Genomic DNA, 25,364 nt, shown 5'->3' with positions numbered 1-25,364 from the left:
GGCTACGGCCCCATCAGCGCCGACTCCGCCCGCGAACTCGCCATGCTCGGCCCCTGGCGCGGCGTCCTGCTCGATGAGTACCAGCGGGCCGCCGCCATGGCCACCCACCTCTACAAGCCCCCAGCCCGCTGTCGGGAGTTCACCAAGCTCCGCGACGGCGGCACCTGCTGCGCCCCCGGCTGCGTCAACCCCATCCAGGAAATCGACCACACCATCCCCTGGCCGAAAGGCAAAACCAACCCGGACCAGCTCAAGGGCTACTGCCAACACCACCACCACCTCAAGCACGCCGACCACACCGTCACCCTCGACGACGACGGCACCCTGCACTGGGTCACTCCCCAGGGCCGCCACTACACCACCCAACCCCACCAGTACTGACCACCACGCAGTCCCACCCTACCGCCTACCGCGCCTGTTCTTTGACAATTCCACAGCGGACCGAAACACCCCTCCAACAACACAAAGCCGGCAACCCGCAAAAGCAGTCGGCCACACAGACTTTCCGCTTCGACAATCGGAGGGTGGATTTTGTGTGGAGGGGGGCGATGGCATAAGCTTCTTGCGTATCGAGGCAGGCGGAGCCTGCCCGATAGCGCCTTGATACGCCATCGCCCAGAGGCCTCCACACAAAATCCACCCGGAGCCCCCAACCCACCGCCCCACCCCATCTCCAACCGAACAACGCCCCCACCCCACAAAAGCAAACCCCACCCCCGGCAACCGCGCCGCACAAGCACCCAAACCACAACCCCACCCCCAAGCGGCAATGCACCTGAACAGCTTGGCTGGCCGACAGAAGCGAATAACCCACTCACGCACGCACCGCCAGCTGCACCACCTCAGCGCGGGAGGCGGCCCGGCTGTTTGTGCAGGTCGGCCAGCAGGTCGCCGTGTTTGTCCAGGCGGGCGAGCACATCGGGGGCGGTGAAGGTGAGGTCGGAGGGGTGGCGGCAGCGTTCGACCTCGCGCCAGGTGACGGGCGTGGACACGGTGGGGTGTTCGCGGGCCCGCAGGGAGTAGGGGGCGATGGTGGTCTTGGCGGGGTTGTTCTGGCTCCAGTCCACAAAAACCCGGCCGGAGCGGCGGGCCTTGGCCATGACGGCGACGTAGCGGGAGGGGTCCTCGGCGGCGAGGCGCTGGGCGATGGCGCGGGCGTAGGCGGAGGTGCGTTCGGGGTTGCCTACCCGTACCGGGACGTACAGTTGCAGCCCCTTGGAACCGCTGGTCTTGGGAAACGCGGTGAGGCCGTCGGCCTCCACGAGGGAGCGGATGAGTTCGGCGGCCCGGCAGCAGTCGACGACGGTGGTGTCGGGGCCGGGGTCGAGATCGAAGACCAGCAGATCGGGGTCGCGGACGCCACCACGGGGGCCGACGGTCCACTGTGGAACGTGCAGTTCCAGGGCGGCGAGGTTGGCCGCCCAGACCAGGCCGGGCAGGTCGTCGAGCATCGCGAAGTCGAGGGTCTCGGCCCCCTTGGAACTGCCGGGGGTGGGCAGGGTCATGGTGCGCAGCCACTCGGGCGCCTGCCGGGAGGCGTTCTTCTCGAAGAAGGACGGGGCGTCGACGCCGTCGGGAAAGCGCTTGAGGGTCACCGGCCGCTCGGCGAGATGAGCCAGCAGGTACGGGGCGACCTGGCGGTAGTAGTCGATGACGTGGGCCTTGGTGAAGCCGTCGGCGGGATAGAGCACCTTCTCCAGGTTGGTGAGCTTCAGCCGCCGGCCCTCGACCTCGACCATGGTGGAGGTCGACGCCTGCTTGCCGCGCTTGCGGACGAGCCAGTCCTTGTCCTCCTTGTGGATGAACACGAATCGTCCGTCCAAACGGGAACCATGGAAGGTGACGTCGATCTCGCGGTCGGTCCACTTGTGCGTCTCGTAGGTGCCGCGGTCCCAAATGGACACATGCCCGCCGCCGTACTCCCGGCGCGGAATCTCGCCCTCGAACGAGGCGTACTCCATGGGATGGTCCTCGGTGTGCACGGCCAGCCGCACCGCGCCGGGGCTCATGACCAGCCCCTTGGGCACGGCCCACGACACCAGCACGCCGTCCCGTTCCAGCCGCACGTCGTAGTGCAGACGGGTGGCATGGTGTTCCTGCACCACAAAAACATCGTCGTCGCCGGCCGGCAACGGCCCCTCCGCCGGCACCGGCTCCGGGGTGCGCCGCGCATCCCGCTTCCGCCGGTACTCGCCGAGGTCGGCCACGGGAGCCAGGCTACCGCCGATCGCGCGCGTGCACCGAACGATCCACATCCGGCCCGATGTAGGTGCCCAGGCGCTGCCCGCCGCAGATCGCGGCCATCACGCCGGTCCGCTCGATGTCGAACACGTGCAGCGGCAGCTTGTGGTCGCGGGCCAGGATGAACGCGGACTGGTCCATCACGCCGAGTTCCTTGTCCAGCACATGCGCGTAGGTGAGCCGGTCGAAGCGCAGCGCCTCGGGATGCTTGTTGGGGTCGCTGTCGTAGACGCCGTCGACGCCGTGCTTGGCCACCAGCAGCGCGTCCGCCCCGATCTCGACGGCCCGCTGCACGCTGGGATAGTCCGTGGTCAGGAACGGCTGCCCGATCCCGCCGGCCAGAATGACCACGGCCCCTTTCTCCAGATGGTGCACGGCCCGCAGCCGAATGTACGGCTCGGCGACGGCGTCGATCGGCACCGCGGTCATCACCCGCACGTCGTCCTCGCCCAGGGCGGTCAGCCGGCCGCGCAGCAGCAGGCTGTTGATCACCGTGCCGAGCATGCCGATGTTGTCCGCTTCGACCCGGTCGATGCCCCAGGACTCGGATCGGTTGCCCCGGAACACATTGCCCCCGCCGACCACCACCGCCACCTGAATGCCGAGGCGGCGCACGGACACCACTTCGGACGCCAGGTGGTCCAGCGCCGCCGCGCTGAACCCGTACTCGTCGGGGCCGGCGATGGCCCGCCCGCTCAGTTTGACCACGACACGGCGCACGGGTGCGAGGGTAGCGGCCGGCGTCGTCGCGGCGATGTACCGGACATGGAGCAGCCGGTCACCACCTGGCGTCGCAAGCTGGCCGTGGTCGCGGTGCTGGCATTGGTGGTGTTCACGGTGGCGACGGTGCGGCTGTTCGTGCTGCCCGATCTGGCCCCGCTGCCGGCCCGCGCGGACGCGATCATCGAGCTGGCCGGCCCCGGTAACCGGGACGCCACGACGATGGCGCTGGTCCGGGCCGGCCGGGCCCCGGTGGTGGCGCAGTCGACGGTGCCTTCGGAGGCCGGCACGAGCCGCTGCCTGCCGGCGACCTCGGGCGTCGAGGTGCTCTGCTTCACCCCCGATCCCGGCACCACGGTCGGCGAGGCCCGCTTCATCGGCGAGATCGCGGCCCAGCGGCACTGGCAGTCGGTGATCATCGTGACCACGCCCGATCACGCCCTGCGGGCCCAGCTGCGGGTCAGCCGCTGCTTCCCGGGCACGATCTCGGTCGCGTCCGCGCCGCTGCCATGGTGGGACTGGTTCCGGCAGATCCCCTACCAGTGGGCGGCCAGCGTGAAGGCCCTGGTCTTCCAGACCTCCTGCTGAGCGTAAGCAACCCGAAAGATTTTGGAGTTGACACTCCAAAAGTCGACGGAGTGGAATGGAGCGGACACTCCAAAAATGGAAGGCTGGGGAACGATGACGTCGATCGCGTCACGGGTCGAGGAGATGCACCAGGGCATGGCCGGCCGGATGCCGGAGGAGGTCGCCGCCCGCTTCGCGCAGGAGCAGGCCGCGCTGGACGCTGCCGGCACGCCGGCCGAGGTGGCCAAGCCGGGCTCGGCGATGCCCGACGGCGACCTGCTGGACGCCCACGGCACGCCGACCACGCTCACCGCCGCCACCGCGGGCAAGCCGGCGGTCGTGGTGTTCTACCGGGGCGGCTGGTGCCCGTACTGCAACCTCGCCCTCCGGGCGTACCAGCAGGAATTGGTGCCGGCGCTCGAATCGCGGGGCGCCGCCCTGGTCGCGGTGAGCCCGCAGAAGCCGGACGGCTCGCTGAGCGCGCAGGAGGCCAACGAACTGAACTACGCAGTACTGTCCGACCCCGGCAACCAGATCGCCGGCCAACTCGGCATCCTGACCGCGCCGAGCGACGGGGCCCGCGAGTCGCAGCTGGCCATGGGCCTGGATCTGACCGCCGTCAACGCCGACGGCACCACCACGCTGCCGATGCCCACCACGGTCGTGCTCGACGCCGAAGGCGTGATCCGGTGGATCGACGTGCACCCCAACTACACGACCCGCAGCGAGGTGTCCGACATCCTCGCCGCACTCGACTCGATCACCGCGTGAACGTCTCGATGTGATCGATCGCCTGGTCCAGCGCGATCTCCAGCACCACGGTGTCGCGCCGGACCTGGGTCATGGCCAGGCCGCCCTGCAACGTCGCCAGCAGGGCCACGGCCAGGCGCTCCGGGTCGGCCTCGCGGCTGAGCTCGCCCTTGTCCCGCATGCTGTGCAGGCCGTCCCGGATCGCCCGCTCCCACCGTTCGAAGCCGTTCTTGACGTCGGCGCGGGCCTCGGCGTCGTGCTCGGCGACCTCGGCGCCCAGCGAGCCGATCGGGCAGCCGCCCTTGCAGCCCAGGCCCTGCTGGATCTGCACGATGGCGTCGGCCCACGCCCGCAGGGAGGCGATCGAGTCCAGCTCGGCCAGCAGCGCCTCCTGGTGGCCCACCACGACCTCGGTCTGGTGCGCGATCACCGCGCGCACCAGGGCCTTCTTGTCCCGGAAGTAGTGGTAGATCTGGGAAGTGCTGACGCCGGCCGCGGCCTGCACGTCCTCGGTGCTGGTGCCGGCCACGCCCCGCTCGAACATCAGCTCCGAGGCGGCCGTGACGATCCGGTCGCGCGTCGCCTGTCCCTTGGCGGTCAGCATGTTCCCAGTTTACCGACCATCCACTCCAGAACCCTTGGGCGCGGCGCGGACGTGCATCCGCTCCCCCTGCGGCCCGAACAGGCTGAGGAACTCCACCGGGCGCTCGTCGCCGTTGCCGAACCAGTGCGGCACATGGGTGTCGAACTCCGCCACCTCGCCCGCCTTCAGCACCACGTCGTGCTCGCCGAGGACCAGCCGCAGCCGGCCGGTCAGCACGTACAGCCACTCGTAGCCCTCATGGGTGCGGGGCTCGGGCTTGAGCCGGCTGCCGGCCGGCAGGATGTGCTTGAACGCCCGCAGGCCGCCCGGCTGGCGGTTGAGCGGGATCACCGTCTCGTCCCCGCGCCGCATCGGCTGGAGGTGCACCCTCGGGTCCCCCGTCGGCGGCGCGCCGACCAGCTCGTCCAGCGGCACCTGGTGGGCCTTGGCCAGCGGCAGCAACAGTTCCAGGCTGGGGCGACGGCCGCCCGACTCCAGCCGGGACAGGGTGCTGACGGAGATGCCGGTCGCCTTGGACAGCGCCGCCAGCGTGATGTTGCGGCGCTCGCGCAGGGATCGCAGCCGGGGCCCCACCTCGATCAGCACCTGCTCCAGCTCGTCGCTCATGCCCCCCATTGCAGTTTCGGCAACCCCCCTTGTCAATCCAGCACGCTCCGCGCCACCACCGACGCTTGGAAGGGGGCTTTCCTCCACTCGGAGTGGAGGAAAGCCCCCTTCCAAGCGTCAAAACGGGGGTTAGGCGGAGGCGGTGGTGAGGGAGTCGAGTTGGGTGGGGGTGAGGGTCAGGGAGGAGGCGGCGAGGAGGGGCGGGAGCTGGTCGAGCTTGCGGGCGCTGGCGATGGGGGCGGCCACCTGCTGACGGGAGCTGAGCCAGGCCAGGGCGATGGACGCCAGCTCGGCGCCGGTGTCGGCGGCGATGGCGTCCAGGGCCGCGAGGACCTTGGCACCCCGCTCGGAGTTCACGTACTGGGCGACGCCGCTGGTGCGGACCGAGTCGTCCACCGTCACGCCGGGCCGGTGCTTGCCGGTGAGGAAGCCCATGGCCAGCGCGAAGTACGGGAAAACGGCCAGGTCGAACTTCTCGGACACGTCGGCCAGCGGGCCCTCGTAGGTGTCCCGGGACATCAGGCTGTAGTGCGGCTGCAACGCCACATAGGCCGCCTTGCTCTCGGCCGCCGAGAACTCCATGAACTCGGTCAGCCGTTCCGGCGAGACGTTGGAGGCGGCGATCTCCCGCACCTTGCCCGCCTTGACCAGGTCGTCCAGGGTGCCGATGATGTCGGCCACGCTGACCGTCTCGTCGTCGTGGTGGGTGTAGAGCAGGTCGATGGTGTCGATCCGCAGCCGGCCAAGGCTGTCGTCGACCGCGGCCCGGATGGTGGCCGGCTTGAGGTCCTTGTACACCTCGTTCTGCGGGTAGCCCACCTTGGTCGCGATCACCACGTCGTCGTGCCTGCCGCCCCGCGCGGCCAGCCAGTCGCCGATGTAGGTCTCGGACAGGCCGCCCCCGTACAGGTCGGCCGTGTCCACGAAGTCGCCGCCGCCGGCCACGAAGGCGTCCAGGATGCGCCCGGCCCCCGGGCTGTCCACCGCCCGGCCGAAGATGTTGGTGCCCAGGCAGAGCGGCCCGACCGAGAGCGAACCGATGGTTGTGGTCATACAACCGACCCTATGTCGTGAAGGTGATCGGCGCTCGGGGGGTGGTGTCGACCGTGAGGTTGAAGACGTCGAAGCGGTTGTAGTGGCCGATGATGTCGTGCATCTGCTTGGGCTGGATGCAGCGGGCCAGGTCGATCTCGGCGTAGACGATGCCTTCCTCGTCGACGAGGGGGTCGACCAGCGGGCGGCCGTCGGGGCCGAAGACGCCGGACAGGGCGCTGCGCTTGCGGCGCATGCGCTCGGCGATGACAGGGCTGTCGCCGGCGGCGATCTCGATCATCTCCTCGGTGATGGTGGAGCACGAGACCAGCGAGAACAGCTTGCCCTCGAAGCAGTGGGCGGCAGTGCGGATGGCGATGGCCTCGGACATGTCGTAGTCGGCGGGGGCGACGGGCAGCGAGATGTAGCTGGCCACATGGACCAGCTCGCCCTGGGCCAGCAGGGTGAAGCGGGCCAGGGTGTTGGTGTTCTCGCCGCAGGCCAGGACCCCGAGCGGGCCGATCGGGGTCTGGTGCACGCGCAGCGAGCTGCCGTCGCCGTTGGTCCAAGTGAGCTTCTCGGCCCAGGTGGGCACGAGTTTGCGGTGCACGCCCAGCAGGGCGCCGTCGGGTCCGATGGTGAGAATGCTGTTGTACAGCACGCCGAGGCTGTGCGGACCGCGTTCGTTGACGCCGATGACGACGGTGCAGCCGGCGGCCGCCGCAGCGGAGCAGAGGGTCTCGACGTGCGGGCCGGGCACGTCGATGGCGGAGCGGTAAAGCCGTTCGTACCAAGGGGAACCGTCGACCGGGTTCATGGTCCAGTTCCAGTACGGGTAGCCGGGCACAAAAACCTCGGGGAACGCGACCAGGGACGCCCCGTTGCGCGCGGCCTCGTGGATCAGCGACACGGCCTTGTCGACGGTGGCGGCGGCGTCCAGGTAGACCGGGGCGGCCTGCACGGCGGCAGCGGTGAACCGAGGGAACTCATCCATTGGTCCTCCAGCGTCGGTGCAACGAATCCTCTTTGTCCCGAAGGGAAAGCTGCGGGCGGGCCCGGCCGGCCGACGGCGGGCGGCCGCTGCCGGCGCGGTGCATGGCCGGCCAGAACGCGCCCTCGCCGGCGTAGTCGAGCGAGGCGGCGGCGTGCAGCGGCCACGACGGGTCGTGCAGCTGGGCATGGCCGATGGCGACCAGGTCGGCCCGGCCGGCCAGCACGATGGAGTTGGCGTCGTCGGCCGAGGAGATGCCGCCAACGGCGATGGTGGGGGCGCCGACATCGGCCCGGATCCGCTCGGCGAACGGGGTCTGGTAACTGCGGCCGTACAAGGGTTTCTCGTGCGGCACGACTTCGCCGCTGGAGACGTCGATCGCGGCGGCCCCGGCGGCCATGAAGGCGGCGGCGGTCTCGACGGCGTCCTCGATGGTGGTGCCGCCGGGAGCCCAGTCGACGGCCGAGATCCGCACGATGACCGGCAGCTCGCCCAGCATGCTTTCCAGCACTCGCAAGGGAAACTCCCGGTTGATGCGTGGGCTGGTCAGCGGCGACAGGTGCGCGGAGATCAGGTTGCCGTGTCCGGCCTGGAGTTCGATGACGTCGAAGCCGGCGTCGGCGGCGTGACGGGCCGCGCGGGCGAAGGCGGCGGCGATCTCCTGAACCGGCCGGTTCAGGTCGCGGGAGCCGTGGTTGAGCTGGACGCCGATCAGGGAGCCGGTGTGCTCGTGCACGAAGTCGGTGATCCGCCGCCAGGCATCGACCTGCTCCGAACTGTACAGACCAGTGCAGTTGACGGTCTTGCGCCCCTCGGGCTCGACGGCGGTCCGGCCGGTGAGCACGAGCCCGGAGCCGCCCAGGGCCTTGCCGGCGAGGTGGGCGAACTCGACGTCGCCGGGCACGCCGTCGACGGCGGCGTCGAGAGTGATCGGCGCGCTGACGATTCGGTTGCGCAGCCGCCGATCGCCCAGCCGATACGGCTGGAACAGCGGCGGGTTGCCGTCGCCGAACCAGTTGTCCAAACGCGACACGTAGGCCGGATCACGCTGCCGCAGGTTGTCGTAGGTGACGCGGCGGCTGCGGGTGAGCAGGTTGAAGGCGAACTGCTCGGGCTCCTTGCCCACGGCGTGCTCGATCGTCTCGAACCACTCCAGGCTGGCCTGCGCGGCCCGCTGGGTGGAGTGCACGACCGGCCGCCGGTCGGCCTCGTAGCGTTCCAGGGCGGTCGCGATGTCGTTGTGGCGCTGGATGTTGGCGGCCAGGGCCAGGGCGTCCTCCATGGCCAGCTTGGTGCCGGAGCCGATGGAGAAGTGCGCGGTGTGCGCGGCGTCGCCGAGCAGCACGATGTTGTTGTGCCGCCAGGTCTGGTTGCGCACGGTGGTGAAGCGCAGCCACTTGGAGTTGTTGGTGATCAGCTTGTGCCCGCCGAGATGATCGGCCAGCAGTTCGGTCAGCCGGGCAGGTCCGCACTCGTCGGTCAGGTCGGCGGCGGCCCAGGTGCGTTCGGTCATCTCGACGATGAACGTGCTGCGCTCGTTGCTGAACGGGTAGGCGTGCACCTGCATCGGGCCGTGCGGGGTCTCGGCGATGATGAACGTGAACGCCTCGAACACCCGGTCGGTGCCCAGCCACATGTAGCGGCAGTCGCGCATGTCCAGCGAGGGCTGGAAAACGTCCGCGAACGCCGTGCGGGTCAGGGAGTTGACGCCGTCGGCCGCCACCACCAGGTCGTACTCCGCCGACAGCTCGGCGGCGGTGGGCGCGACCGACTGGAACCGGACGTCCACGCCGAGGTCGAGGCAGCGCTGCTGCATGATCTGCAACAGGCGCATCCGGGCGATGGCCGCGAAGCCGTGCCCGCCGGAGGTCTCCACCCGCCCTCGGTAGTGGATGTCGATATCGCTCCAGCGCGCGAACTCCGCCTCCATCGCGGCGGCGATCACCGGATCGGCGGCGGCGATGCCGTCCAGGGTCTCGTCGGAGAACACCACGCCGAAGCCGAAGGTGTCGTCGGCGGCGTTGCGCTCCCACACGGTGATCTCGCGCGTGGGGTCCAGACTCTTGGCCAGCGCGGCGAAGTACAGCCCGGCCGGGCCGCCGCCGATGACCGCGTACCTGCTCACGACCGGCCTCCCGCGTCGATCGAACCGAGGGCTTCCACGACCTCGTCCGGCCACGGCGTCGCCTTGCCCTGGTCGGGTTCCGCGTGCACGACGACCACGGAACCGTTGGCGGCCAAGCCGTTCTGGCCGTGCACCTCGAAGGCGAAGGTCAGCGAGGTGCGGCCGAGGCTGTCCACCCAGAACCGGGTCTTGCACGCCTCGCCGAACCACAGGCGGGACCGGTAGTTCACCTCGTGCCGGACCCGGGGCGTGCGGCCGAACAGCCACGCCACGCCCCGTTGACGCAACAACTCGGCCTCGGCGGCCTCGGCCCAGCGCAGTATCACCGAATGGTGCTGGTGGCCGGCCGCGTCGGTGTCGTACCACTCGACGGTGCGTTCGATCGTCACTTCGGGCATGCCACGCCTCCCTTGACACCCTCACGGTATAGCGCGACGATGACGACCGTCAAGACAAGGAGATAACGGCATGACCCTCAGCGATGACGTGCTCGGCCGCGCGCGGGTGGTCGACACGGACGATCTCAAGACGTACTACGCGAAACTCGACACGCACCAGGCCGGTGCGCTGTGGACGGTCGCCAACGACATCGAACCCTGGTACCCGCAGCCCAAGTCGGTGCCGACGCTCTGGTCGTACCGGGAGCTGCGGCCGCTGGTGCTGGAGGCGTTGAGCCTGGTCAGCGGGGACGACGCCGGCCGCCGGGTGGTGATGCTGGTCAACCCCGGGCGCAAGGACATCTCCGCGTCGGTGGGCCTGCTCTACAGCGGCCTGCAGGTGATGGGCCCCGGCGAGTCGATGACCGCGCACCGGCACCAGGCCGCCGCGCTGCGGTTCGTGCTCGAAGGCCAGGGCGCGTGGACCGTGGTCGACGGGCAGAAGCTCAAGGTGGGGCCGCGCGACTTCGCGATCACCCCCAACTGGACCTGGCACGAGCACGGCAACGAGGGCTCGGACGAGCCGGTGATCTGGCAGGACGGCCTGGACATCCCGCTCGTGAACGCGCACGACGCCGGCTTCTACGAGGTGCACCCGGACGTGTACCAGAAGCAGGGCGACGTGGTGAACTCCTCGCTGCTCACCTACGGCCACGGGCAGCTGCGGCCCTTCGGCTACGAGACGTGGGACAAGCGGTACTCGCCGCTGTTCGCCTATCCGTGGGAGCGAACCTATCCAGCACTGCTGGACGTCGCCGCGGCCAGCGATGGATCTCCTTACGACGGCATCATCCTGGAGTACAGCAACCCGCTCACCGGCGGCTCGGTGATGCCGACCATGAGCGCGCACCTCCAGCTGCTGCGGCCGGGCGAGGCCACCAAGGCCCACCGCCACACCGGTTCCGTGATGTACACGGTGGCCAAGGGCAGCGGGCACTCGGTGATCGCCGGCACTCGATACGACTGGCAGGAGGGCGACGTGTTCTGCGTGCCGTCGTGGGCGTGGCACGAGCACGCTAACGGCAGCGTCACCGACGACGCCGTCCTGTTCTCCTACAACGACTTCCCGGTGATGCGCTCGCTCGCCTTCTGGCGTGAGGAGTCCTATCCGGACAACAACGGCCACCAGCCCGTCGAATAGGGGAATCCGATGCTGCTAGTGACGTACTCGATCGACGGCCGGCGACGGGTCGGAGTCCTCAGGGACAACGAAGTCTTCGAGACGGCCGGCGAGTCCATTCTGGACTGTGGGGCCGAGACCGGAGTCCGACACCCGCTGGCCGATGTCACGCTGCACGCCCCGCTGCGGCCGGGCAAGATCGTCGGCATCGGGCTGAACTACACCGAGCACGTCGCCGAGTCGGCCCGAACCCTGGACACCGACAAGGAGCTGCCGCAGCGGCCGGTGCTGTTCAGCAAGCCGGCCACCGCGGTGGTCGGCCCCGAGGAGCCTATCCAGCACAACGGCGACCTGACCCAGCAGCTGGACTGGGAGTGCGAGCTGGCGGTGATCATCGGCCGCACCGCGCGCCGGGTCCGGCCCGAGGACGCGCTGTCGTATGTCTTCGGCTACAGCGTCATGAACGACATCAGCGCCCGCGACCAGCGGCGGTCCGGGCAGTGGTTCTACTCCAAGGGCCAGGATTCCTACGCCCCGTTCGGGCCGGCGGTGCGCACCGCCGACGACGTCGCCGACCCGCACGACCTCGACCTGTCGCTGCGGGTGAACGGCGAGGTGAAGCAGAAGTCCAACACCCGCTACATGTTGTTCCGAATCCCTGAACTGATCGCCGACATCAGCGCCGGCATGACCCTGGAGCCGGGCGACGTGATCTCCACGGGTTCCCCGGCCGGCGTGGGCGCGAGCTTCACGCCGCAGCAGTTCCTGCGCCCCGGGGACGTCGTGGAGGCGACCGTGCAGGGCATCGGGACGCTGCGAAATCCTGTCGTGGACGCACGTTGACAGCCCCGCTGCTATCTTGCCGGCATGGCGATCACAGCGGCTGGGGAGGCTTTCACCGACGGTGAGGGCGCGCGGTCGGCGCAGCCGCGCCAGTTCATCGTCACCGTGTACGGCCTGTACGCGCGGGCGGACGGCGGGTGGCTGTCGGTCGCGTCGCTGATCGCACTGCTGGCGGATCTGGACATCGACGAGCCGGCGGTGCGCTCCTCGATCTCGCGGCTGAAGCGGCGCGGCATTCTCGCGGCCGAGCGGCGCGGCGGCGCCGCCGGCTACGCGCTGTCCGAGGAGGGCCTCGCCGTGCTGCGCGAGGGCGACGAGCGGATCTTCCGCCGGGACCGCTCGACGTTGGCCGATGGCTGGCTGCTGGCCGTGTTCTCGGTGCCGGAGTCGGAGCGCAACAAGCGGCACGTGCTGCGGTCCCAGCTGACCCGGCTGGGCTTCGGCACGGCCGCGCCCGGCGTGTGGATCGCGCCCGCGCACCTGCACCACGCGACCGCGGCGATGCTGCGGCAGCAGGACCTGGACGGCTACGCCGATCTGTTCCGGGCCGACCACCTGTCCTTCGGCGACGTGGCGGCGAAGATGCGGCACTGGTGGGACTTCGACGAGCTGGAGCGGCAGTACGCGGCGTTCCTGGACGAGCACGAGCCGGTGTGGCAGCGGTGGCGGCGCAAGCGGTCCGGCGAGGGCCGCGAGGCGTTCGTGGACTACGTGCGCGTGTTGACGTCGTGGCGGCGGCTGCCGTACCTGGATCCCGGTCTGCCGGCGGAACTTCTGCCCGTGGACTGGGTCGGCACGCGCGCGGCCGACCTGTTCTTCGCCATGCGTGAACGTCTGGAGGACGGCGCGCGGGCGCATGTCGAGGCGGCCATCGCCTGAGCTTTATCGCGTTCTCTTGACTGTCGTCAGCGGCGATGCATACTGGTGTCACCCCCACCTAAGAGGTGCTGCCGATGCGGGTAATCAGATCAGCGCACGAGGACACCTTCTGCCGGGATCACCTGCCGCCCGGCGACGCCTGGCCGGACCTGGTCTTCGACCGTCCGGAGCTGCACTACCCCGACTGGCTCAACTGCGCCGACTCGCTGCTGGACGACACCGTGCGGCGGCTGGGCCCGGACCGGCCGTGCCTGCGCGCCGAGACCGGCGTCTGGACCTACGGCGACCTGCTCAGCGCGGCCAACCGGGCCGCGCACGTGCTGACCGACCACTGTGGACTACGACCCGGCAACCGCGTTCTGTTGCGGGGACCCAACAATCCGTGGCTGGTGGCGGCGTGGTTCGCCGTGCTCAAGGCCGGCGGCGTGGCCGTGACCACGATGCCGCTGCTGCGGTCCCGCGAGATCGCCGACCTGGTCGAGCTGACCAAGCCCGACCTGGCCATCTGCGATCACCGTTTCCTCGACGAGCTGACGCTGGGCGCGCCGGAGCTGCCGGTGCTCGGCTACGGCGGCCCGGGACCCGAGGACCTGACCGCGCTGGCATCGTCCACAAGCGACACGTTCACCAGCGTCGCCACCGCCGCCGACGACGTGGCCATTCTCGCGCCGACCTCGGGCACCACCGGCAAACCCAAGGCCACCATGCACTTCCACCGGGATCTGCTGATCTGCGCCGACACCTTCTCCCGGCACATCGTGCGCCCCACCCAGGACGACGTGTTCGCCGGCTCGCCGCCGATCGGCTTCACCTTCGGCCTCGGCGGCCTGGTGCTGTTCCCGATGCGGGCCGGGGCCTCGACCCTGCTGCTGGAGCGGGCCACCCCGGTGGAGCTGGCCGACGCCGTGGCCGAGCACCACGTGACCGTGCTGTTCACCGCGCCGACCGCCTATCGCGCGATGTTGGCCGCCGGCAAGGCTTCCGCGCTGACCGGACTGCGGCGCTGCGTGTCGGCCGGCGAGCACCTGCCCACCGCCACCTGGCAGGACTTCCTGGCCCAGACCGGGATCCGCATCATCAACGGCATCGGCGGCACCGAGATGCTGCACATCTACATCGCCGCCGCCGACGAGGAGATCCGCCCCGGCGCCACCGGGCGCGTGGTGCCCGGCTTCCACGCCGTGATCCTGGACGAGAACGGCGATCCCGTGCCGGACGGGGTGTCCGGCCGGCTGGCCGTCAAGGGGCCGACCGGCTGCCGGTACCTGTCCGACGAGCGCCAGCGCACCACCGTCCACAACGGATGGACGCTGACCGGGGACAGCTATCACCGGGACGCCGACGGCTACTACTGGTTCGAGGCCCGCAACGACGACATGATCGTCTCCAGCGGTTACAACATCGCCGGGCCCGAGGTGGAGGCCGCACTGCTGGACCACCCCGACGTGGTGGACGTGGCCGTGATCGGCGCCCCCGACGCCGAGCGCGGGGCCGTGGTCAAGGCCTTCGTCGTGGCGCGTGCGGACAGCACGGTGACCGCCGGCGAATTGCAGGACTTCGTCAAACGCACCCTGGCCCCGTACAAGTACCCGCGCGAAGTCGTGTTCGTGGACGCCCTTCCCCGCACCGCGACCGGCAAGGTGCAACGCTACCGTCTGCGATCGATGCCGCCATCCGGGCGACCCTGATTGGTCTGGATTGGGCCAGCTGTAGGCTGCCGGGCAGCGCCGACGATTGCGAGAGGTGAACGGTGTCTGCCAACGAGGCCGGCTGGGGCCCCAAGGACGTCGACGTCACCCTGCCCAGCGCCGCCCGGGTGTACGACTACCTGCTCGGCGGGGCGCACAATTTCAAGGTCGACCGCGACCTGGCCGAGCAGGTGATCCAGCTGCTGCCGACCGCCCGGCAGGTGGCCTCGGCCAACCGCGCCTTCCTGCGGCGGGCCGTGCGCTATCTCGTCGGGCAGGGCATCACCCAGTTCCTCGACCTCGGCTCCGGCAGCCCGACCTACGGGAACGTGCACGAGATCGCCCAGGATGCCGATTCCGCCTGCCGCGTGCTGTACGTGGACTACGACGAGGTCGCCGTGGCCCACAGCCAGATGCTGTTGGCCGACAACGCCGCCACCGCCGTTCTCGACGCCGACCTGACCAGGCCCGGCGACGTGCTCGACAACCAGCTCACCCGGGAGTTCCTGGACTTCGACCGGCCCATCGGGCTGCTGATGATCGCCTCCCTTATCTACGTGCGCGACGATCAGGACCCGCGCGGCGTCGTCGCGGCCTACCGCGACGCCCTGCCCGCCGGCAGCTACTTCGCCCTGTCCCACCTGACCGCCGACCACGATCCCGTGGCCATGGCCGGGGTCGTCGAGGTGATGAAGAACAGCCAGGATCCCCTGTACTTCCGCAGCTACGAGGACACCCTGGCGCTGTTCGACGGCTTCGAGCTCGTCGAGCCCGGCCTGGTCGACTCCCCGATCTGGCGGCCCGACGCCGGCCGCCCGGAGCCCGGCCCCGAAGGCCTCTACGTCGGCGTCGCCCGCAAGCGCTAGCACCATCGCCCGGGCGCCCAGGACCGACGCCCTAGGCCAACCGGTTATGCCGAGCGCCGGCAGGGTCGCGATGGCGGCGGCGACGACTAGGTTGGACCGGATCCCCCTGGTTAACAGGACTTCGCCGTGATCATCGCACGGTTTTGGAGCCACCCCGTCCTCGGTAATGTGATTACGGCAGTAGTCGGATTACCGTGGAGGTGGCTCGTGATCCCGACCGTCGACCAGGTGGTCTCCGAGGTCGAGAAGCTGGCCGCCGACCTGCCGGAGGTGTGCCGCACGCGGCGTATCGGCACCTCCCGGCTGGGCGAGCCGCTGCGGATGCTGTCGGTCGGCCACGGCACGCGCAACGCCCTGGTGGTGGGCTGCCCGCACCCCAACGAGCCGATCGGCCTGCACACCGTGCTGGAGCTGGCGACAAGGGTGGCGACGACGCCGGGCCTGCGGGAGGGCCTGGACTTCAGCTGGCACTTCGTGCCCTGCATCGACCCGGACGGCACGCGGCTGAACGAGGGCTGGTTCCCCGGGCCGCTGACCATTCGCAGCTACCACGAGAACTTCTACCGCCCGGCCTACGTCGACCAGCCCGAATGGACGTTCCCGGTGCTGGACGAGCGGGCCTTCTTCGACCGCATGCTGCCCGAGACCCAGGCGCTGGCCCGGGTGATCGACGAGTTACGCCCGCGGTTCCAGTACTCCCTGCACAACGCCGACTTCGGCGGCGTCTTCTTCATCCTCAACGGCGGGCTGCCGGGCATGGCCGAGGATCTCGGCGCGGTGGCGGCCGAGCAGGGCGTGCCGCTGTCGCTGGGACCGGTGGACACGCTGGGCTGGGCCACCGCCGCCCCGGCCGTCTACCTGATGCCGCCGGCCGAGACGTTGATCGAGGTCGCGGCCCGCGGCACCCGGGACGCGGTGCGGCACGGCGGTTCCAGCGCGCACTACGCCGAGCGGCACGGCACGACCACCCTGATCACCGAGGTCCCGTTCTGGCGCGACCGCCGGTCCGACGACGTCTCCGATTCCGGCCGGTCCTACGCGGACAGTCTCCGACACACGGCGACCGAACTGCGGGACGATAGGGCTGTGCTGTCCGAGTTGTACGAGGAGATCCGGCCGCTGCTGGTGGTGCCGTCGCCGATGCGGACCTCCATCGCCGACCAGCTGGCCACCGCCGCGTCGGCGGCCGCCGCCAACGACGTGATGGCCGAGCGCACCCCGGCGCGCCCGGCGACCGTGGCTGAAGTCTTTGCGGCGTCAACAGTTGTGCACATGCTGCGGCTACGGGCCAGCGGCATGATGCGCCGGCAGCTGGCCGTCGAGCACGCCGCCGGCAACCAGCCGCCGGAGTCCCGCGCCGTCAAGCGACACCTCGACGAGCTGTTCGACACCTGGTGCGCCGCCGCCGAGAGCGAGCTGTCGCAGGACGCCTTTCCGGTGCGGCAGCTGGTGTCCGTGCAGGCCGAGGCGGCGCTGGCGGTGGTGCGAAGGCTGGCATCATGCGGTTGACCCGGTCGCAGTCGCGGCAGCGCAACCGGGACGCGCTGATCGACGCCGCGCTGGTGGAGATGGCCGACCGCGGCTACCAGCAGGCGCGGCTGGACGACATCGCCGAACGGGCCGACCTGACCACCGGCGCCGTCTACTCCATCTTCGGCAGCAAGCGGAACCTGCTGCTGGCCGTCGTCGCCCGCCACGCCGACGAGCTGGACGGCCTGCTGGCCGAGCTGTCCGATCCCCGCCTGTCCCTGGACGAGGTCCTCACCGGCTGCGCCGACGCCTTCTACCTCGTCGCCACCGCGTCGGACGCCCGCCGCCGCTTCGCCTTCGAGCTGGAGCTGGCCGGCCTCATGCTGCGCGACCCCACCGTCATGTCCCTGACCACGTCCGACCGCCTGGCCAAGCTCCTGGTCGGCCGGGACGGCCATGTCACCGCCGAGCAGGCCGAGCAGCTGGCCCCAGCCCTGGCCGCCCTGCTCGGCGGCCTGGTCAACCGCGCCGTCCTGGAGCCGGGCACGGTCGACCAGGAGTACTTCCGCCGCTCCGCGCTGGCCCTGACCTGCCTGCTCAGAACGTGAGAACGACCTTGCCGCGGACGCCGGCGCGGGTGTGGGCGTCGTTGTCGGCGGGGTAGGCGCGGGCGACGCGGGTGGAGCGCACGGGTTCGGGCCCGGCGGCGCCGGCGTCGAGGAGGTCATGGCGGCCAGGGACGCCTTCGAATCAACGGCCCGACAGCAATGCCGATAAAATGCCCAAAGAATGGTAAAGTCCCAGGTCAGGCCCCGCAAACGGTCATCCCGAAAATTGCCGCTCATACGCCCCGTCGATGGATTTGAACGGGATATGAACGCCTTGCCCTAGCGTCAAGCTCGCTAGGGACTTGGGGGTACGACATGGCGATGAGCAACAGGGCGGCCGCGGGAGCCGTCCTCACGCTACCGGCACGGCGCACCGTCACACAGGGGTTGACGGTGGCCGTGGCCAGCAGCGAACCGGTGGTGCGCCTCGGGCTGCGGGTGCTGTGCGACGCCTTCGAGGTGGTGGCCGAGGCCGCCACCGCGCGGGACACAGTGCGTGAGGTGCTGCTGCACCGGCCCGACGTGCTGGTGCTCGACCTGGTCGACGCCGAGACGGTGTTGGCCGAGCTGCAACGGTCGGCGCGGGACGTGGCGGTGCTGGCGCTGACGTCCAACGACGACGACGATTCGCTGCGCGCGGCGATGCGTTCCGGGGTGCGGGGCTACCTGCACAAGGAGGCCACCCGGGACGAGATCGTGCGGGCGATCCAGGGCGTGGCCGCCGGCGAGATGATCTTCGGCCGGGCCGCAGCCGACCGGCTGCTGGGGCTGGTGTCGCGGCCGCTCGGGGTGGCCACGATGCCGTTCCCGGGCCTGACCGGGCGCGAGCGCGAGGTGCTCAACCTGGTCGCCGCCGGGTTGTCCAACCAGCTGATCGCGCGGCAGCTGCGGCTGTCGCCGAAGACCGTCAGCAACCACCTGTCGGCCATCTTCACCAAGCTGCGCACGGCATCGCGGGCCGAGGCGATCGTGCTCGCGCGAGAGGCGGGACTGGGCACAATGCAGGCATGAGGTTACGAGCCTTCGCGCCCGAGGATCTGCCGTCGCTGTACGACGTCTGCGTGCGGACGGCCGACGCGGGCGGGGACGCCCGGCAGCTGTATCCCGACCAGGATCTGATGCCGACCATCTTCCTCGCCCCGTACGTGGCGCTGGACCCGTCGCTCGCCTTTGTCGTCGACGACGGGTCCCGGGCCGTGGGCTACATCATCGGCACCGCCGACACCGGGGAGTTCGTGCGGCGGTGCCGGCAGGAATGGCTGCCCACGGTGGCCGGCCGCTACCCCGCGCCGGCCGCGATCGACACGCCCAGCGACGAGATGCTGGCGTTGCTGCACACCCCGGAGCGGATGATCGTCCCCGAGCTGGCCGCCTATCCCGCGCACCTGCACATCGACCTTTTGCCGGCGTACCAACGCAAAGGTCTGGGCCGCGAGCTGATGACCGCGTTCCTGGCCGCGCTGGCCGGCCGCGGGGCGCCGGCCGTGCACCTGGGCATGGTGACGGCGAACGTGGCCGCGCGGGCGTTCTACGACCGGCTCGGCTTCCACGTGATCGACGTGCCCGACGCCGGCGTGCTCACCTACCTGGGGCGGTCCACCGATTCCTAGCCATCGGCCAGCGCCGCCAGCTGGGCCGTGACCGTGCCCCAGCCCTCCTCGAAGCCCAGTTTCTCGTGCAGGGCCCGGACTTCCGGGTCCCCGTGCCGGACGATCACCCGGTAGTCGGTGCCGTCCGGATGATCCGCGAGCGTGATCGTCGCCGTGCAGGCCACCGGGGCCGGCGCCGCCGGCCGCGTCGGGTCGGCCAACGCCACGAACACCTCGTCCACCTGAGCCGAATACTGAGCCACGAGGCTAAGTGTCATCGGCGTCGGGGCAGGCTCAGACCCGCGCCAGCCGGAGAATCGGAATGACCCGTCCCGAGGTCTCCTCGTAGCCGGCGATCTGGGGATGCTCGGCGACAAAGCTCGGCCACAGGCGGGCTCGATGCTCGTCGTCGACCTCGACCAGGGTCGCCCGGTAGGTCTCGCGACTGGTCTCCACGGTGACGCGCGGATCAGCCTTGGCGTTGAGGTACCAGTGCGGGTCGCCCGGTTCGCCGCCGTTGCCGGCAGCCAGGTAGATCTCACCGTCCCGGATGAACCGGCCCAGCGGCGTGGTGTGGCGGCGTCCACTGCGCCGTCCCACGGTGGTCAGCAACAGCAGGCCCTCCCGGGCTCCTTCGGGCAGACCGTCGATCTTCCCGCCGCCCCGGAACTGGGCGATCACCTTCGGGTTCATGTCGGTGAACTTCACACGGACACCGCTTTCGGGTCGACGCTGCTCAGCAGCGTGCTGAAGTAGTTGTCGGGATCCGAACCGACGATCTCGGTCGTGTGCCGGGCCAGCCGCTGCACTCGCTGCGCCGCGGGCTTGCGGATCCGCTCATAGCTGGCCAGGGCCTGCGGGACGGGCAGGTCAGGCATGGCCAGCAGGTCGGCCAACAGCGCGGCGTCCTCGAATCCGACGCCGGCGCCCTGGCCCAGCATGGGCGACATCGCGTGCGCGGCATCGCCCATCACCGCGACGCGGTTGCGGGTCCAGCGCTCGACGACCGCCTCGTTGATGTTGGTGTAGAAGGCACGCGCGTCCGTTCGCATGAGCCGGCACAGGCTGGCCAGCGGCCCGGGAGCGCCGGGGAACAGGTCGGCCAACTCGGCGAGACCGAGCTCCGCGCGGTTGCCGGGCGGCCCGGGCAGGAACACGATGCCGTGCAGCGTCTTCCCGCCGTTGATGACGAAGTAGGCCAGCGCCGCCCCGTCGCCGATGCCCAGCGCGGCCACCCGGAGACTGTCCACATTGGGCACATGGAAGCGCACGACCCCGCAGCTGGTGTAACCGGCCTCGGGACCGTCCAACGCCACCCGGCGAGTCCACGAGTTGATGCCATCGGCGCCGATCACCGCGTCGAACGTCGCCGAACTGCCGTCGTCGAAGCGAACCCGGACGCCATCCCCGAGGTCGACCAGCTCCGCCGGCCGGACCCCGGTGCGCACCAGGTCGGCGACCGGCTGGAGAAACGACAGTTGCAGTTCCGAGCGGGAGAACACCAGAGGCAGCTGGGCTTCGTTGACGTGCTCCAACAACCCGGTGCGCAGATCGAACAACAGGTGCCGCTCGGGACGCACGCCCGGCCACCCGGCCCGGTCCACGAGTCCGACCCGGTCCAGCGCGGTGAGATGGCGGTCGGTCAGCCCGATGGCCCAGCCCGCCTCCATGATCTCTGGGGCCTGTTCGACGACGACCGGCTCCACGCCGCGATGGCGCAGTCCCGCGGCCAGCGCAAGGCCGGTCAGGCCCGCGCCAATGATGAGAACTCGGTTGGTCATGCCGTGTCCCTTCCCCAGTGACACTCGCCCAAAGAAAAAGAATGTTCGTTCTTTATTATGGCCAGTCGTCCTCCCGACCGTCAAGCTAGGCTCAGCCATGCCTCGCGTATCCCAGGAGCACCTCCACGCGCGCCGCCAACAGATCCTCGACGCGGCGGCGACCTGTTTCGCGCGCAACGGCTTCCACCCGACGACGATGCCCGACATCTTCGCCGAGGCCGGACTGTCCGCCGGCGCGGTCTACCGCTACTTCCCCGGCAAGCACGCGTTGATCGAGGCCCTTGCCGACACGGCGCTGCACCGGGTGGTCGGGGCCCTGCGCAAGGCGGTCGACGCCCAGCCGCCGCCGCGGGCCGCGGAGATCATCGACCTGATCCACCGCGAGTTGGCCGAAACCGACAACACCGCGCCGCTGATCATCCAGATCTGGGCCGAGGCCGCCAGCAATCCCGACATTCGGTCCGGCTACCGGAAAGCCACGGCCGCCCTGCACGAGGCGGTCACGGCCCTGGTCACGCGGCTGCATCCCGACAGCCGCCCGGCCCTGGTCTCCGGGATGGCTTGGGCGATACTGGCCCTGAGCACGGGAGTCTTCCTGTGCGAGACCCAGCAGCCCGACACGATGCCACCCACCGAATCCCTGGTCGACAGCCTGCGCGCGGTGCTGGCCGACTGAGCCGCTAGCCCACCCGGCGGCGGGCGAAGCCGTCCAGCACCGAGCGGTCGACGCCGACGGCGGCCTCCACCTCGGCCACCGTCAAGGCCCCGCAGTCCATGCCGCGAACCAAGGCGGCACTCATGGCCTGGGCCGTGGCCGGCTCGTCGAGGAAGACGCCGGCGGTCTTGCTCAGGTAGGCCCGGAGTCGAGCGGCGGCCTGTGGGAAGGCGTTGCGGTAGAAGGAGAAGGTGGCGAGGAAGCGGGTGGGGAGCTGGTGCGGGTGCAGATCCCAGCCCTGGTAGATGGCGTGTTCGAGTGACCTGGTGACTAGGCGGGTGTGCAGCCGCCAGCCGGCGCGGACGGCGGCGGCGTCGCCGACCGGGAGGATGTTGGTGGAGCCGTCGGAGATCTGCACGCCGGTGCCGGCGGCGGCCAGGAGCATGACGTTCTTGGCATGGTCGGCGACGGGATGCTCCATGGACTGGTGCGCGGCGGTGACACCACAGGCGGCGCTGTAGTCGTAGGTGCCGTAGTGCAATCCGGCGCAGCGGCCGTCGGAGGCGTGGATCATCCGGGCGACGGTGGCCGCGCCGTCGGGACCGAGAACCGCCTGCGTGGTCTCGATCTGGAGCTCGAAGCGCAGCTCGCCGGGGAAGCGCTCCAGCTGGGTGCACAGCCACACCATGGACTCGACCTGCTCCACGGAGGTGACCTTCGGCAGGGTGACGACGAAGTTGGGCGGCAACGGATCCAGCGCCTCCAACACCAACGCCAACGTCCGCACGCCCCGGCGACGCCCGGCCGGCTCGAACCCCTTGACACGTATGCCGGAGAACGGACTGGCCGCTTCTCGGAGCACCGAGGCGGCCGTGAGCACATGAGCGTCCTCGACCTCGTCGGCCGGCGAGCCGTAGCCGTCCTCGAAGTCGATCCGAAGATCCTCGATCGGCTCGCGGGCCAGCTTCGAACGCAGAAGGTCGTACACGCCAACGGAATCGACCCCGGTGGCGTCGGTGAGCGCCCCGGCGTCGGGGGCGAACTCGTCGAGCGCCCCCAGCGCCCGAGCACCCCAGGACCGGACCAGGCCGGGCCCGACCTGGTCCGCCGGCACGTACACGGTGTGCACGGGCTGGCGGACCCCGGTCGCGCCCGGATAGAGCCGGTCCCGCAAGGCGTCCACATCGGACAGTTGACTGTCCAGTTCGGACACCAGCTTGTCGAGATCCATCAGTCGATCTTGGCGTAGGCCGGCAGCGTCAGGAAGTCCACGAACTCGTCGTCCAGAGCCACCTGCTCGAACAGGTCGCTCGCCTCGTCCAGGTGGTCGCCGGACAGCGTGGCCTTGACCTCGGCCAGCACCTCCCGCACCAGTTCGGCGGTGACGACCTGTCCGTCGGCCAGCACGGTGCCGTTGTGCACCCACTGCCACAGCTGCGACCGCGAGATCTCGGCGGTGGCGGCGTCCTCCATCAGGTTGTGGATGGCGGCCGCGCCGTTGCCGGACAGCCAGGACTGGATGTACCGCACGCCCACGTCGACCGCGGACCGGACGCCGGCGAAGGTGGCCTCGCCGGGCGTGGACTTGACGTCCAGCAGCTGGTCGGCGGTGACCTTCACCTCGGGGCGCAGCTTGTCCAACTGGTTGGGGCGCTTGCCCAGGACCTCGTCGAACACCTCCTGGCACACCGGCACCAGGTCGGGATGCGCGACCCACGAGCCGTCGAAACCGTCGCCGGCCTCGCGGCTTTTGTCGGCCCGGACCTTCTCCAGCGCCGCCGCCGTGACCTCGGGGTCGCGCCGGTTGGGGATGAACGCGGCCATGCCGCCCATGGCGAACGCGCCGCGCTTGTGGCAGGTGCGGACCAGCAGCTCGGTGTAGGCCCGCATGAACGGCGCGGTCATGGTGACCGTGTTGCGGTCCGGCAGCACGAACTCCTCGCCCGCGTCCCGGAAGGTCTTGATCAGGCTGAACAGGTAGTCCCAGCGGCCGGCGTTGAGACCGGAGGCGTGGTCGCGCAGCTCGTAGAGGATCTCCTCCATCTCGAACGCGGCCGGCACGGTCTCGATCAGCACGGTGGCGCGGACGGTGCCGTGCGGGATGCCCAGCTTCTCCTGCGCGTAGGTGAAGACGTCGTTCCACAGCCGCGCCTCGAGATGGCTCTCCATCTTGGGCAGGTAGAAGTAGGGGCCGCTGCCGCGGGCCAGCAGCTCCCGCACGTTGTGGAAGAAGTACAGGCCGAAGTCGACCAGCGCGCCGACCGCGGGCCGGCCGTCGACGTCGATGTGCCGCTCGTCCAGGTGCCAGCCGCGGGGCCGCATCACGATGGTCGCCGGCCGCACGTCGGAGCGCAGCGCGTAGTGCTTGCCCTCGGGCGAGGTGTGCACGATGGTGCCCCGCACGGCGTCGTACAGGTTCTCCTGGCCGGAGACCACGTTGTGCCAGTGCGGGGTGTTGGCGTCCTCCAGGTCGGCCAGCCACACCTTGGCCCCGGAGTTGAGCGCGTTGATGGCCATCTTGCGCTCGGTCGGCCCGGTGATCTCCACGCGGCGGTCGACCAGCGCCGGCGGCGCCTCGGCCACCTGCCACTGGGCGTCGCGGATGTGGGCCGTCTCGGCCAGGAAGTCCAGTTTCTGGCCACGCCGGGCGGCGCGGGCGGCGATCAGCTCGTCGCGGCGGGGGGCGAACCTCCGGTTGAGGTCGGTGACGAAATCCACCGCCTCCGGGGTCAGGATCTCAGGCACGGTTTTCCTCATCGTGGAGTTTTTCTTCCAGAACGGTCGTCCTGCACGCTACCCTTGGGGTCCAGCCAAGTACAGGGAGACGCTGATCGCACGACGAGCGACGGCGAGGGTGAGGGGCCGAGTCATGGGTGACGTGGAGGGCGGGGGCAAGGGCGGTGTGCAGTCGGTCGAGCGCACCTTCGAGCTGCTGGAGCTGATGGCCGAGGCCGGCGGCGAGGTCGCGCTCAGCCAGCTCGCCGCCAGCTCGGGGCTGCCGCTGCCGACCATCCACCGCATCATGCGCACCCTGGTCGGCGGCGGCTACGTGCGGCAGCAGCCGTCCCGGCGCTACGCCCTGGGCCCGCGGCTGATCCGGCTCGGCGAGACCGCCAGCCGCACCCTCGGCGCGTGGGCGCGGCCCTACCTGGCCGAGCTGACCGAGGTCACCGGCGAGACCTCCAACATGGCCGTGCTGGACGGCGACCAGGTCGTGTACGTGGCCCAGGCCCCGTCCCGGCACTCCATGCGCATGTTCACCGAGGTCGGGCGGCGGGTCGACGTGCACTGCACCGCCGTGGGCAAGGCGATCCTGGCCCAGCTGCCCGCGGAGACCGTGGAGCAGGTGCTGGCCCGGGCCAAGATGAAGCCGCAGACCGAGCGGTCGATCACCACCGTCGACGGGATGCGGGCCGAGCTGGCGGCCATCCGCGAGCAGGGCTACGCCGTCGATGACGGCGAGCAGGAGATCGGCGTGCGGTGCCTGGCCGTGGCCGTGCCCGGCTCCCCGTCCAACGCCGCGATCTCTATCAGCGGGCCGGAGACCCGGATGGGCCTGATCGCCGTGGACGAGGTGGTGCCGCTGCTGAGCCGGGCCGCCAAGGTGCTGGCCCGGGAGATGGACGCCACCCGCGGCTGACCCAACGCCAGCAACGCCGCTGGCCCCGGCGACCGGCCCTTTCCCTGCGCTTTTTGTGTCATGAAGGGCCCCATACTGACGTTGAACCTGGATCCACCGTTGATCTTTGATGGTGATCTTGGTGGCTGCGGGATGGTCGAATGGCCATGCGG

26 protein-coding genes and 2 pseudogenes are annotated in these 25,364 nt (G+C 70.1%); 14 read left to right on the top strand and 14 right to left on the bottom strand.

All coding sequences use genetic code 11. The features are described 5' to 3' along the window. Window positions 1-381 (top strand): annotated as a pseudogene (locus ACIG5F_RS48240) (HNH endonuclease); the annotation flags it as partial. Window positions 382-842: 461 nt separating this feature from the next. On the opposite strand, the gene ligD reads toward ACIG5F_RS48240, so the two are convergent. From ligD to pyrH, 3 genes and pseudogenes are all read right to left on the bottom strand, one after another. After that, complete coding sequence (gene ligD / locus ACIG5F_RS48235; protein WP_396527113.1) at window positions 843-1,739, bottom strand: non-homologous end-joining DNA ligase; 897 nt, start codon at window positions 1,737-1,739, stop codon at window positions 843-845. Window positions 1,740-1,775: 36 nt separating this feature from the next. Continuing rightward, window positions 1,776-2,255 (bottom strand): annotated as a pseudogene (locus ACIG5F_RS48230) (DNA polymerase ligase N-terminal domain-containing protein); the annotation flags it as partial. Further along, a complete protein-coding gene (pyrH, locus tag ACIG5F_RS48225) occupies window positions 2,218-2,961 on the bottom strand; it encodes a UMP kinase (RefSeq protein WP_396527111.1) in 744 nt (247 codons plus the stop codon). The pseudogene ACIG5F_RS48230 and the gene pyrH, both read right to left, overlap by 38 nt. Window positions 2,962-3,006: 45 nt before the next feature. Between pyrH and ACIG5F_RS48220 the strand changes: the two genes are divergently transcribed. Beyond that, a complete protein-coding gene (locus tag ACIG5F_RS48220) occupies window positions 3,007-3,549 on the top strand; it encodes an ElyC/SanA/YdcF family protein (protein WP_396527110.1) in 543 nt (180 codons plus the stop codon). Between the two features lie 93 nt (window positions 3,550-3,642). Continuing rightward, window positions 3,643-4,299 carry a peroxiredoxin-like family protein gene (locus ACIG5F_RS48215; RefSeq protein ID WP_396527109.1) on the top strand — a complete coding sequence of 219 codons (657 nt, stop codon included), beginning with the start codon at window positions 3,643-3,645 and terminating at the stop codon, window positions 4,297-4,299. Here the strand turns inward: ACIG5F_RS48215 and ACIG5F_RS48210 are convergent. The 6 genes from ACIG5F_RS48210 to ACIG5F_RS48185 all read right to left on the bottom strand — a co-directional run bounded on the left by ACIG5F_RS48210 (window position 4,289) and on the right by ACIG5F_RS48185 (window position 10,034). Further along, on the bottom strand, window positions 4,289-4,882 hold the full coding sequence (locus ACIG5F_RS48210) for a TetR/AcrR family transcriptional regulator (protein WP_396527108.1): 594 nt from the start codon (window positions 4,880-4,882) through the stop codon (window positions 4,289-4,291). The genes ACIG5F_RS48215 and ACIG5F_RS48210 overlap by 11 nt on opposite strands. 9 nt (window positions 4,883-4,891) lie before the next feature. Next, on the bottom strand, window positions 4,892-5,488 hold the full coding sequence (locus ACIG5F_RS48205; RefSeq protein WP_396527107.1) for a helix-turn-helix domain-containing protein: 597 nt from the start codon (window positions 5,486-5,488) through the stop codon (window positions 4,892-4,894). Window positions 5,489-5,617: 129 nt separating this feature from the next. Beyond that, window positions 5,618-6,541: an aldo/keto reductase gene (locus ACIG5F_RS48200; protein WP_396527106.1), complete on the bottom strand. Its 924-nt coding sequence runs from the start codon at window positions 6,539-6,541 to the stop codon at window positions 5,618-5,620. A gap of 10 nt (window positions 6,542-6,551) precedes the next feature. Then, the gene (locus ACIG5F_RS48195) at window positions 6,552-7,514 is read right to left on the bottom strand and encodes a carbon-nitrogen hydrolase family protein (protein WP_396527105.1); all 963 of its coding nucleotides are present in this window, start codon (window positions 7,512-7,514) and stop codon (window positions 6,552-6,554) included. Next, window positions 7,507-9,636, bottom strand: a complete 2,130-nt coding sequence (locus ACIG5F_RS48190; protein ID WP_396527104.1) for an FAD-dependent monooxygenase — start codon at window positions 9,634-9,636, stop codon at window positions 7,507-7,509. Before ACIG5F_RS48190 ends, ACIG5F_RS48195 begins: the two co-directional genes overlap by 8 nt. Then, window positions 9,633-10,034: an acyl-CoA thioesterase gene (locus ACIG5F_RS48185; RefSeq protein ID WP_396527103.1), complete on the bottom strand. Its 402-nt coding sequence runs from the start codon at window positions 10,032-10,034 to the stop codon at window positions 9,633-9,635. The genes ACIG5F_RS48190 and ACIG5F_RS48185 overlap by 4 nt, the downstream gene beginning before the upstream one ends. A gap of 70 nt (window positions 10,035-10,104) precedes the next feature. Between ACIG5F_RS48185 and ACIG5F_RS48180 the strand changes: the two genes are divergently transcribed. The 9 genes from ACIG5F_RS48180 to ACIG5F_RS48140 all read left to right on the top strand — a co-directional run bounded on the left by ACIG5F_RS48180 (window position 10,105) and on the right by ACIG5F_RS48140 (window position 19,157). Continuing rightward, window positions 10,105-11,214: a cupin domain-containing protein gene (locus ACIG5F_RS48180; RefSeq protein WP_396527102.1), complete on the top strand. Its 1,110-nt coding sequence runs from the start codon at window positions 10,105-10,107 to the stop codon at window positions 11,212-11,214. A gap of 9 nt (window positions 11,215-11,223) precedes the next feature. Continuing rightward, entirely contained in the window at window positions 11,224-12,036 is an 813-nt protein-coding gene (locus tag ACIG5F_RS48175) for a fumarylacetoacetate hydrolase family protein (protein WP_396527101.1), read from the top strand. A 30-nt stretch (window positions 12,037-12,066) separates the two neighbouring features. Further along, window positions 12,067-12,915, top strand: coding sequence for a PaaX family transcriptional regulator C-terminal domain-containing protein (locus tag ACIG5F_RS48170; RefSeq protein ID WP_396527112.1), 849 nt, complete (start codon window positions 12,067-12,069; stop codon window positions 12,913-12,915). A 74-nt stretch (window positions 12,916-12,989) separates the two neighbouring features. Continuing rightward, window positions 12,990-14,603, top strand: a complete 1,614-nt coding sequence (locus ACIG5F_RS48165; protein WP_396527100.1) for an AMP-binding protein — start codon at window positions 12,990-12,992, stop codon at window positions 14,601-14,603. 62 nt (window positions 14,604-14,665) lie between these two features. Further along, window positions 14,666-15,469 carry an SAM-dependent methyltransferase gene (locus ACIG5F_RS48160; protein ID WP_396527099.1) on the top strand — a complete coding sequence of 268 codons (804 nt, stop codon included), beginning with the start codon at window positions 14,666-14,668 and terminating at the stop codon, window positions 15,467-15,469. Window positions 15,470-15,676: 207 nt separating this feature from the next. Continuing rightward, window positions 15,677-16,978 (top strand): M14 family zinc carboxypeptidase, encoded by a 1,302-nt coding sequence (locus tag ACIG5F_RS48155; protein WP_396527098.1) that lies wholly within the window; start codon window positions 15,677-15,679, stop codon window positions 16,976-16,978. Then, a complete protein-coding gene (locus tag ACIG5F_RS48150; RefSeq protein ID WP_396527097.1) occupies window positions 16,969-17,547 on the top strand; it encodes a TetR family transcriptional regulator in 579 nt (192 codons plus the stop codon). Before ACIG5F_RS48155 ends, ACIG5F_RS48150 begins: the two co-directional genes overlap by 10 nt. 321 nt (window positions 17,548-17,868) lie before the next feature. After that, complete coding sequence (locus ACIG5F_RS48145) at window positions 17,869-18,558, top strand: LuxR C-terminal-related transcriptional regulator (protein WP_396527096.1); 690 nt, start codon at window positions 17,869-17,871, stop codon at window positions 18,556-18,558. After that, window positions 18,555-19,157 carry a GNAT family N-acetyltransferase gene (locus ACIG5F_RS48140; protein ID WP_396527095.1) on the top strand — a complete coding sequence of 201 codons (603 nt, stop codon included), beginning with the start codon at window positions 18,555-18,557 and terminating at the stop codon, window positions 19,155-19,157. Before ACIG5F_RS48145 ends, ACIG5F_RS48140 begins: the two co-directional genes overlap by 4 nt. Here the strand turns inward: ACIG5F_RS48140 and ACIG5F_RS48135 are convergent. The 3 genes from ACIG5F_RS48135 to ACIG5F_RS48125 are packed head-to-tail and all read right to left on the bottom strand — an operon-like array spanning window position 19,154 to window position 20,917. Further along, window positions 19,154-19,399 carry an SRPBCC domain-containing protein gene (locus tag ACIG5F_RS48135; RefSeq protein ID WP_396527094.1) on the bottom strand — a complete coding sequence of 82 codons (246 nt, stop codon included), beginning with the start codon at window positions 19,397-19,399 and terminating at the stop codon, window positions 19,154-19,156. The two genes, ACIG5F_RS48140 and ACIG5F_RS48135, sit on opposite strands and share 4 nt — an antisense overlap. A gap of 31 nt (window positions 19,400-19,430) precedes the next feature. Further along, window positions 19,431-19,844 carry a nitroreductase/quinone reductase family protein gene (locus ACIG5F_RS48130; protein ID WP_396527093.1) on the bottom strand — a complete coding sequence of 138 codons (414 nt, stop codon included), beginning with the start codon at window positions 19,842-19,844 and terminating at the stop codon, window positions 19,431-19,433. Then, on the bottom strand, window positions 19,841-20,917 hold the full coding sequence (locus ACIG5F_RS48125; protein WP_396527092.1) for an FAD-dependent oxidoreductase: 1,077 nt from the start codon (window positions 20,915-20,917) through the stop codon (window positions 19,841-19,843). The genes ACIG5F_RS48130 and ACIG5F_RS48125 overlap by 4 nt, the downstream gene beginning before the upstream one ends. Before the next feature lie 97 nt (window positions 20,918-21,014). Between ACIG5F_RS48125 and ACIG5F_RS48120 the strand changes: the two genes are divergently transcribed. After that, window positions 21,015-21,593, top strand: a complete 579-nt coding sequence (locus ACIG5F_RS48120; RefSeq protein WP_396527091.1) for a TetR/AcrR family transcriptional regulator — start codon at window positions 21,015-21,017, stop codon at window positions 21,591-21,593. 4 nt (window positions 21,594-21,597) lie between these two features. Here the strand turns inward: ACIG5F_RS48120 and ACIG5F_RS48115 are convergent, their stop codons facing one another. Together ACIG5F_RS48115 and aceB are read right to left on the bottom strand one after the other, a co-directional pair. Further along, on the bottom strand, window positions 21,598-22,803 hold the full coding sequence (locus ACIG5F_RS48115) for a DUF6986 family protein (protein ID WP_396527090.1): 1,206 nt from the start codon (window positions 22,801-22,803) through the stop codon (window positions 21,598-21,600). After that, entirely contained in the window at window positions 22,803-24,317 is a 1,515-nt protein-coding gene (aceB, locus tag ACIG5F_RS48110; protein WP_396527089.1) for a malate synthase A, read from the bottom strand. Before aceB ends, ACIG5F_RS48115 begins: the two co-directional genes overlap by 1 nt. A 124-nt stretch (window positions 24,318-24,441) precedes the next feature. On the opposite strand from aceB, the gene ACIG5F_RS48105 reads away from it, so the two are divergent. Beyond that, window positions 24,442-25,212: an IclR family transcriptional regulator gene (locus tag ACIG5F_RS48105; protein ID WP_396527088.1), complete on the top strand. Its 771-nt coding sequence runs from the start codon at window positions 24,442-24,444 to the stop codon at window positions 25,210-25,212. Window positions 25,213-25,364: the final 152 nt, after the last annotated feature.

The organism is Kutzneria sp. NPDC052558, assembly GCF_044547355.1.
Classification (GTDB): domain Bacteria; phylum Actinomycetota; class Actinomycetes; order Mycobacteriales; family Pseudonocardiaceae; genus Kutzneria.
The sequence above is the reverse complement of the archived record's forward strand: the minus strand, read 5'-3'. Positions and strand labels throughout refer to the sequence as shown.

Excerpts from the sequence above, each read along its gene's own strand:
- ligD (WP_396527113.1), bottom strand. The coding sequence starts at position 1,739 with ATGGTCGAGGTCGAGGGCCGGCGGCTGAAGCTCACCAACCTGGAGAAG.
- ACIG5F_RS48220 (WP_396527110.1), top strand. The coding sequence starts at position 3,007 with ATGGAGCAGCCGGTCACCACCTGGCGTCGCAAGCTGGCCGTGGTCGCG.
- ACIG5F_RS48215 (WP_396527109.1), top strand. The coding sequence starts at position 3,643 with ATGACGTCGATCGCGTCACGGGTCGAGGAGATGCACCAGGGCATGGCC.
- ACIG5F_RS48210 (WP_396527108.1), bottom strand. The coding sequence starts at position 4,882 with ATGCTGACCGCCAAGGGACAGGCGACGCGCGACCGGATCGTCACGGCC.
- ACIG5F_RS48205 (WP_396527107.1), bottom strand. The coding sequence starts at position 5,488 with ATGAGCGACGAGCTGGAGCAGGTGCTGATCGAGGTGGGGCCCCGGCTG.
- ACIG5F_RS48200 (WP_396527106.1), bottom strand. The coding sequence starts at position 6,541 with ATGACCACAACCATCGGTTCGCTCTCGGTCGGGCCGCTCTGCCTGGGC.
- ACIG5F_RS48195 (WP_396527105.1), bottom strand. The coding sequence starts at position 7,514 with ATGGATGAGTTCCCTCGGTTCACCGCTGCCGCCGTGCAGGCCGCCCCG.
- ACIG5F_RS48185 (WP_396527103.1), bottom strand. The coding sequence starts at position 10,034 with ATGCCCGAAGTGACGATCGAACGCACCGTCGAGTGGTACGACACCGAC.
- ACIG5F_RS48180 (WP_396527102.1), top strand. The coding sequence starts at position 10,105 with ATGACCCTCAGCGATGACGTGCTCGGCCGCGCGCGGGTGGTCGACACG.
- ACIG5F_RS48175 (WP_396527101.1), top strand. The coding sequence starts at position 11,224 with ATGCTGCTAGTGACGTACTCGATCGACGGCCGGCGACGGGTCGGAGTC.
- ACIG5F_RS48165 (WP_396527100.1), top strand. The coding sequence starts at position 12,990 with ATGCGGGTAATCAGATCAGCGCACGAGGACACCTTCTGCCGGGATCAC.
- ACIG5F_RS48150 (WP_396527097.1), top strand. The coding sequence starts at position 16,969 with ATGCGGTTGACCCGGTCGCAGTCGCGGCAGCGCAACCGGGACGCGCTG.
- ACIG5F_RS48145 (WP_396527096.1), top strand. The coding sequence starts at position 17,869 with ATGAGCAACAGGGCGGCCGCGGGAGCCGTCCTCACGCTACCGGCACGG.
- ACIG5F_RS48140 (WP_396527095.1), top strand. The coding sequence starts at position 18,555 with ATGAGGTTACGAGCCTTCGCGCCCGAGGATCTGCCGTCGCTGTACGAC.
- ACIG5F_RS48125 (WP_396527092.1), bottom strand. The coding sequence starts at position 20,917 with ATGACCAACCGAGTTCTCATCATTGGCGCGGGCCTGACCGGCCTTGCG.
- ACIG5F_RS48120 (WP_396527091.1), top strand. The coding sequence starts at position 21,015 with ATGCCTCGCGTATCCCAGGAGCACCTCCACGCGCGCCGCCAACAGATC.
- ACIG5F_RS48115 (WP_396527090.1), bottom strand. The coding sequence starts at position 22,803 with ATGGATCTCGACAAGCTGGTGTCCGAACTGGACAGTCAACTGTCCGAT.
- ACIG5F_RS48105 (WP_396527088.1), top strand. The coding sequence starts at position 24,442 with ATGGGTGACGTGGAGGGCGGGGGCAAGGGCGGTGTGCAGTCGGTCGAG.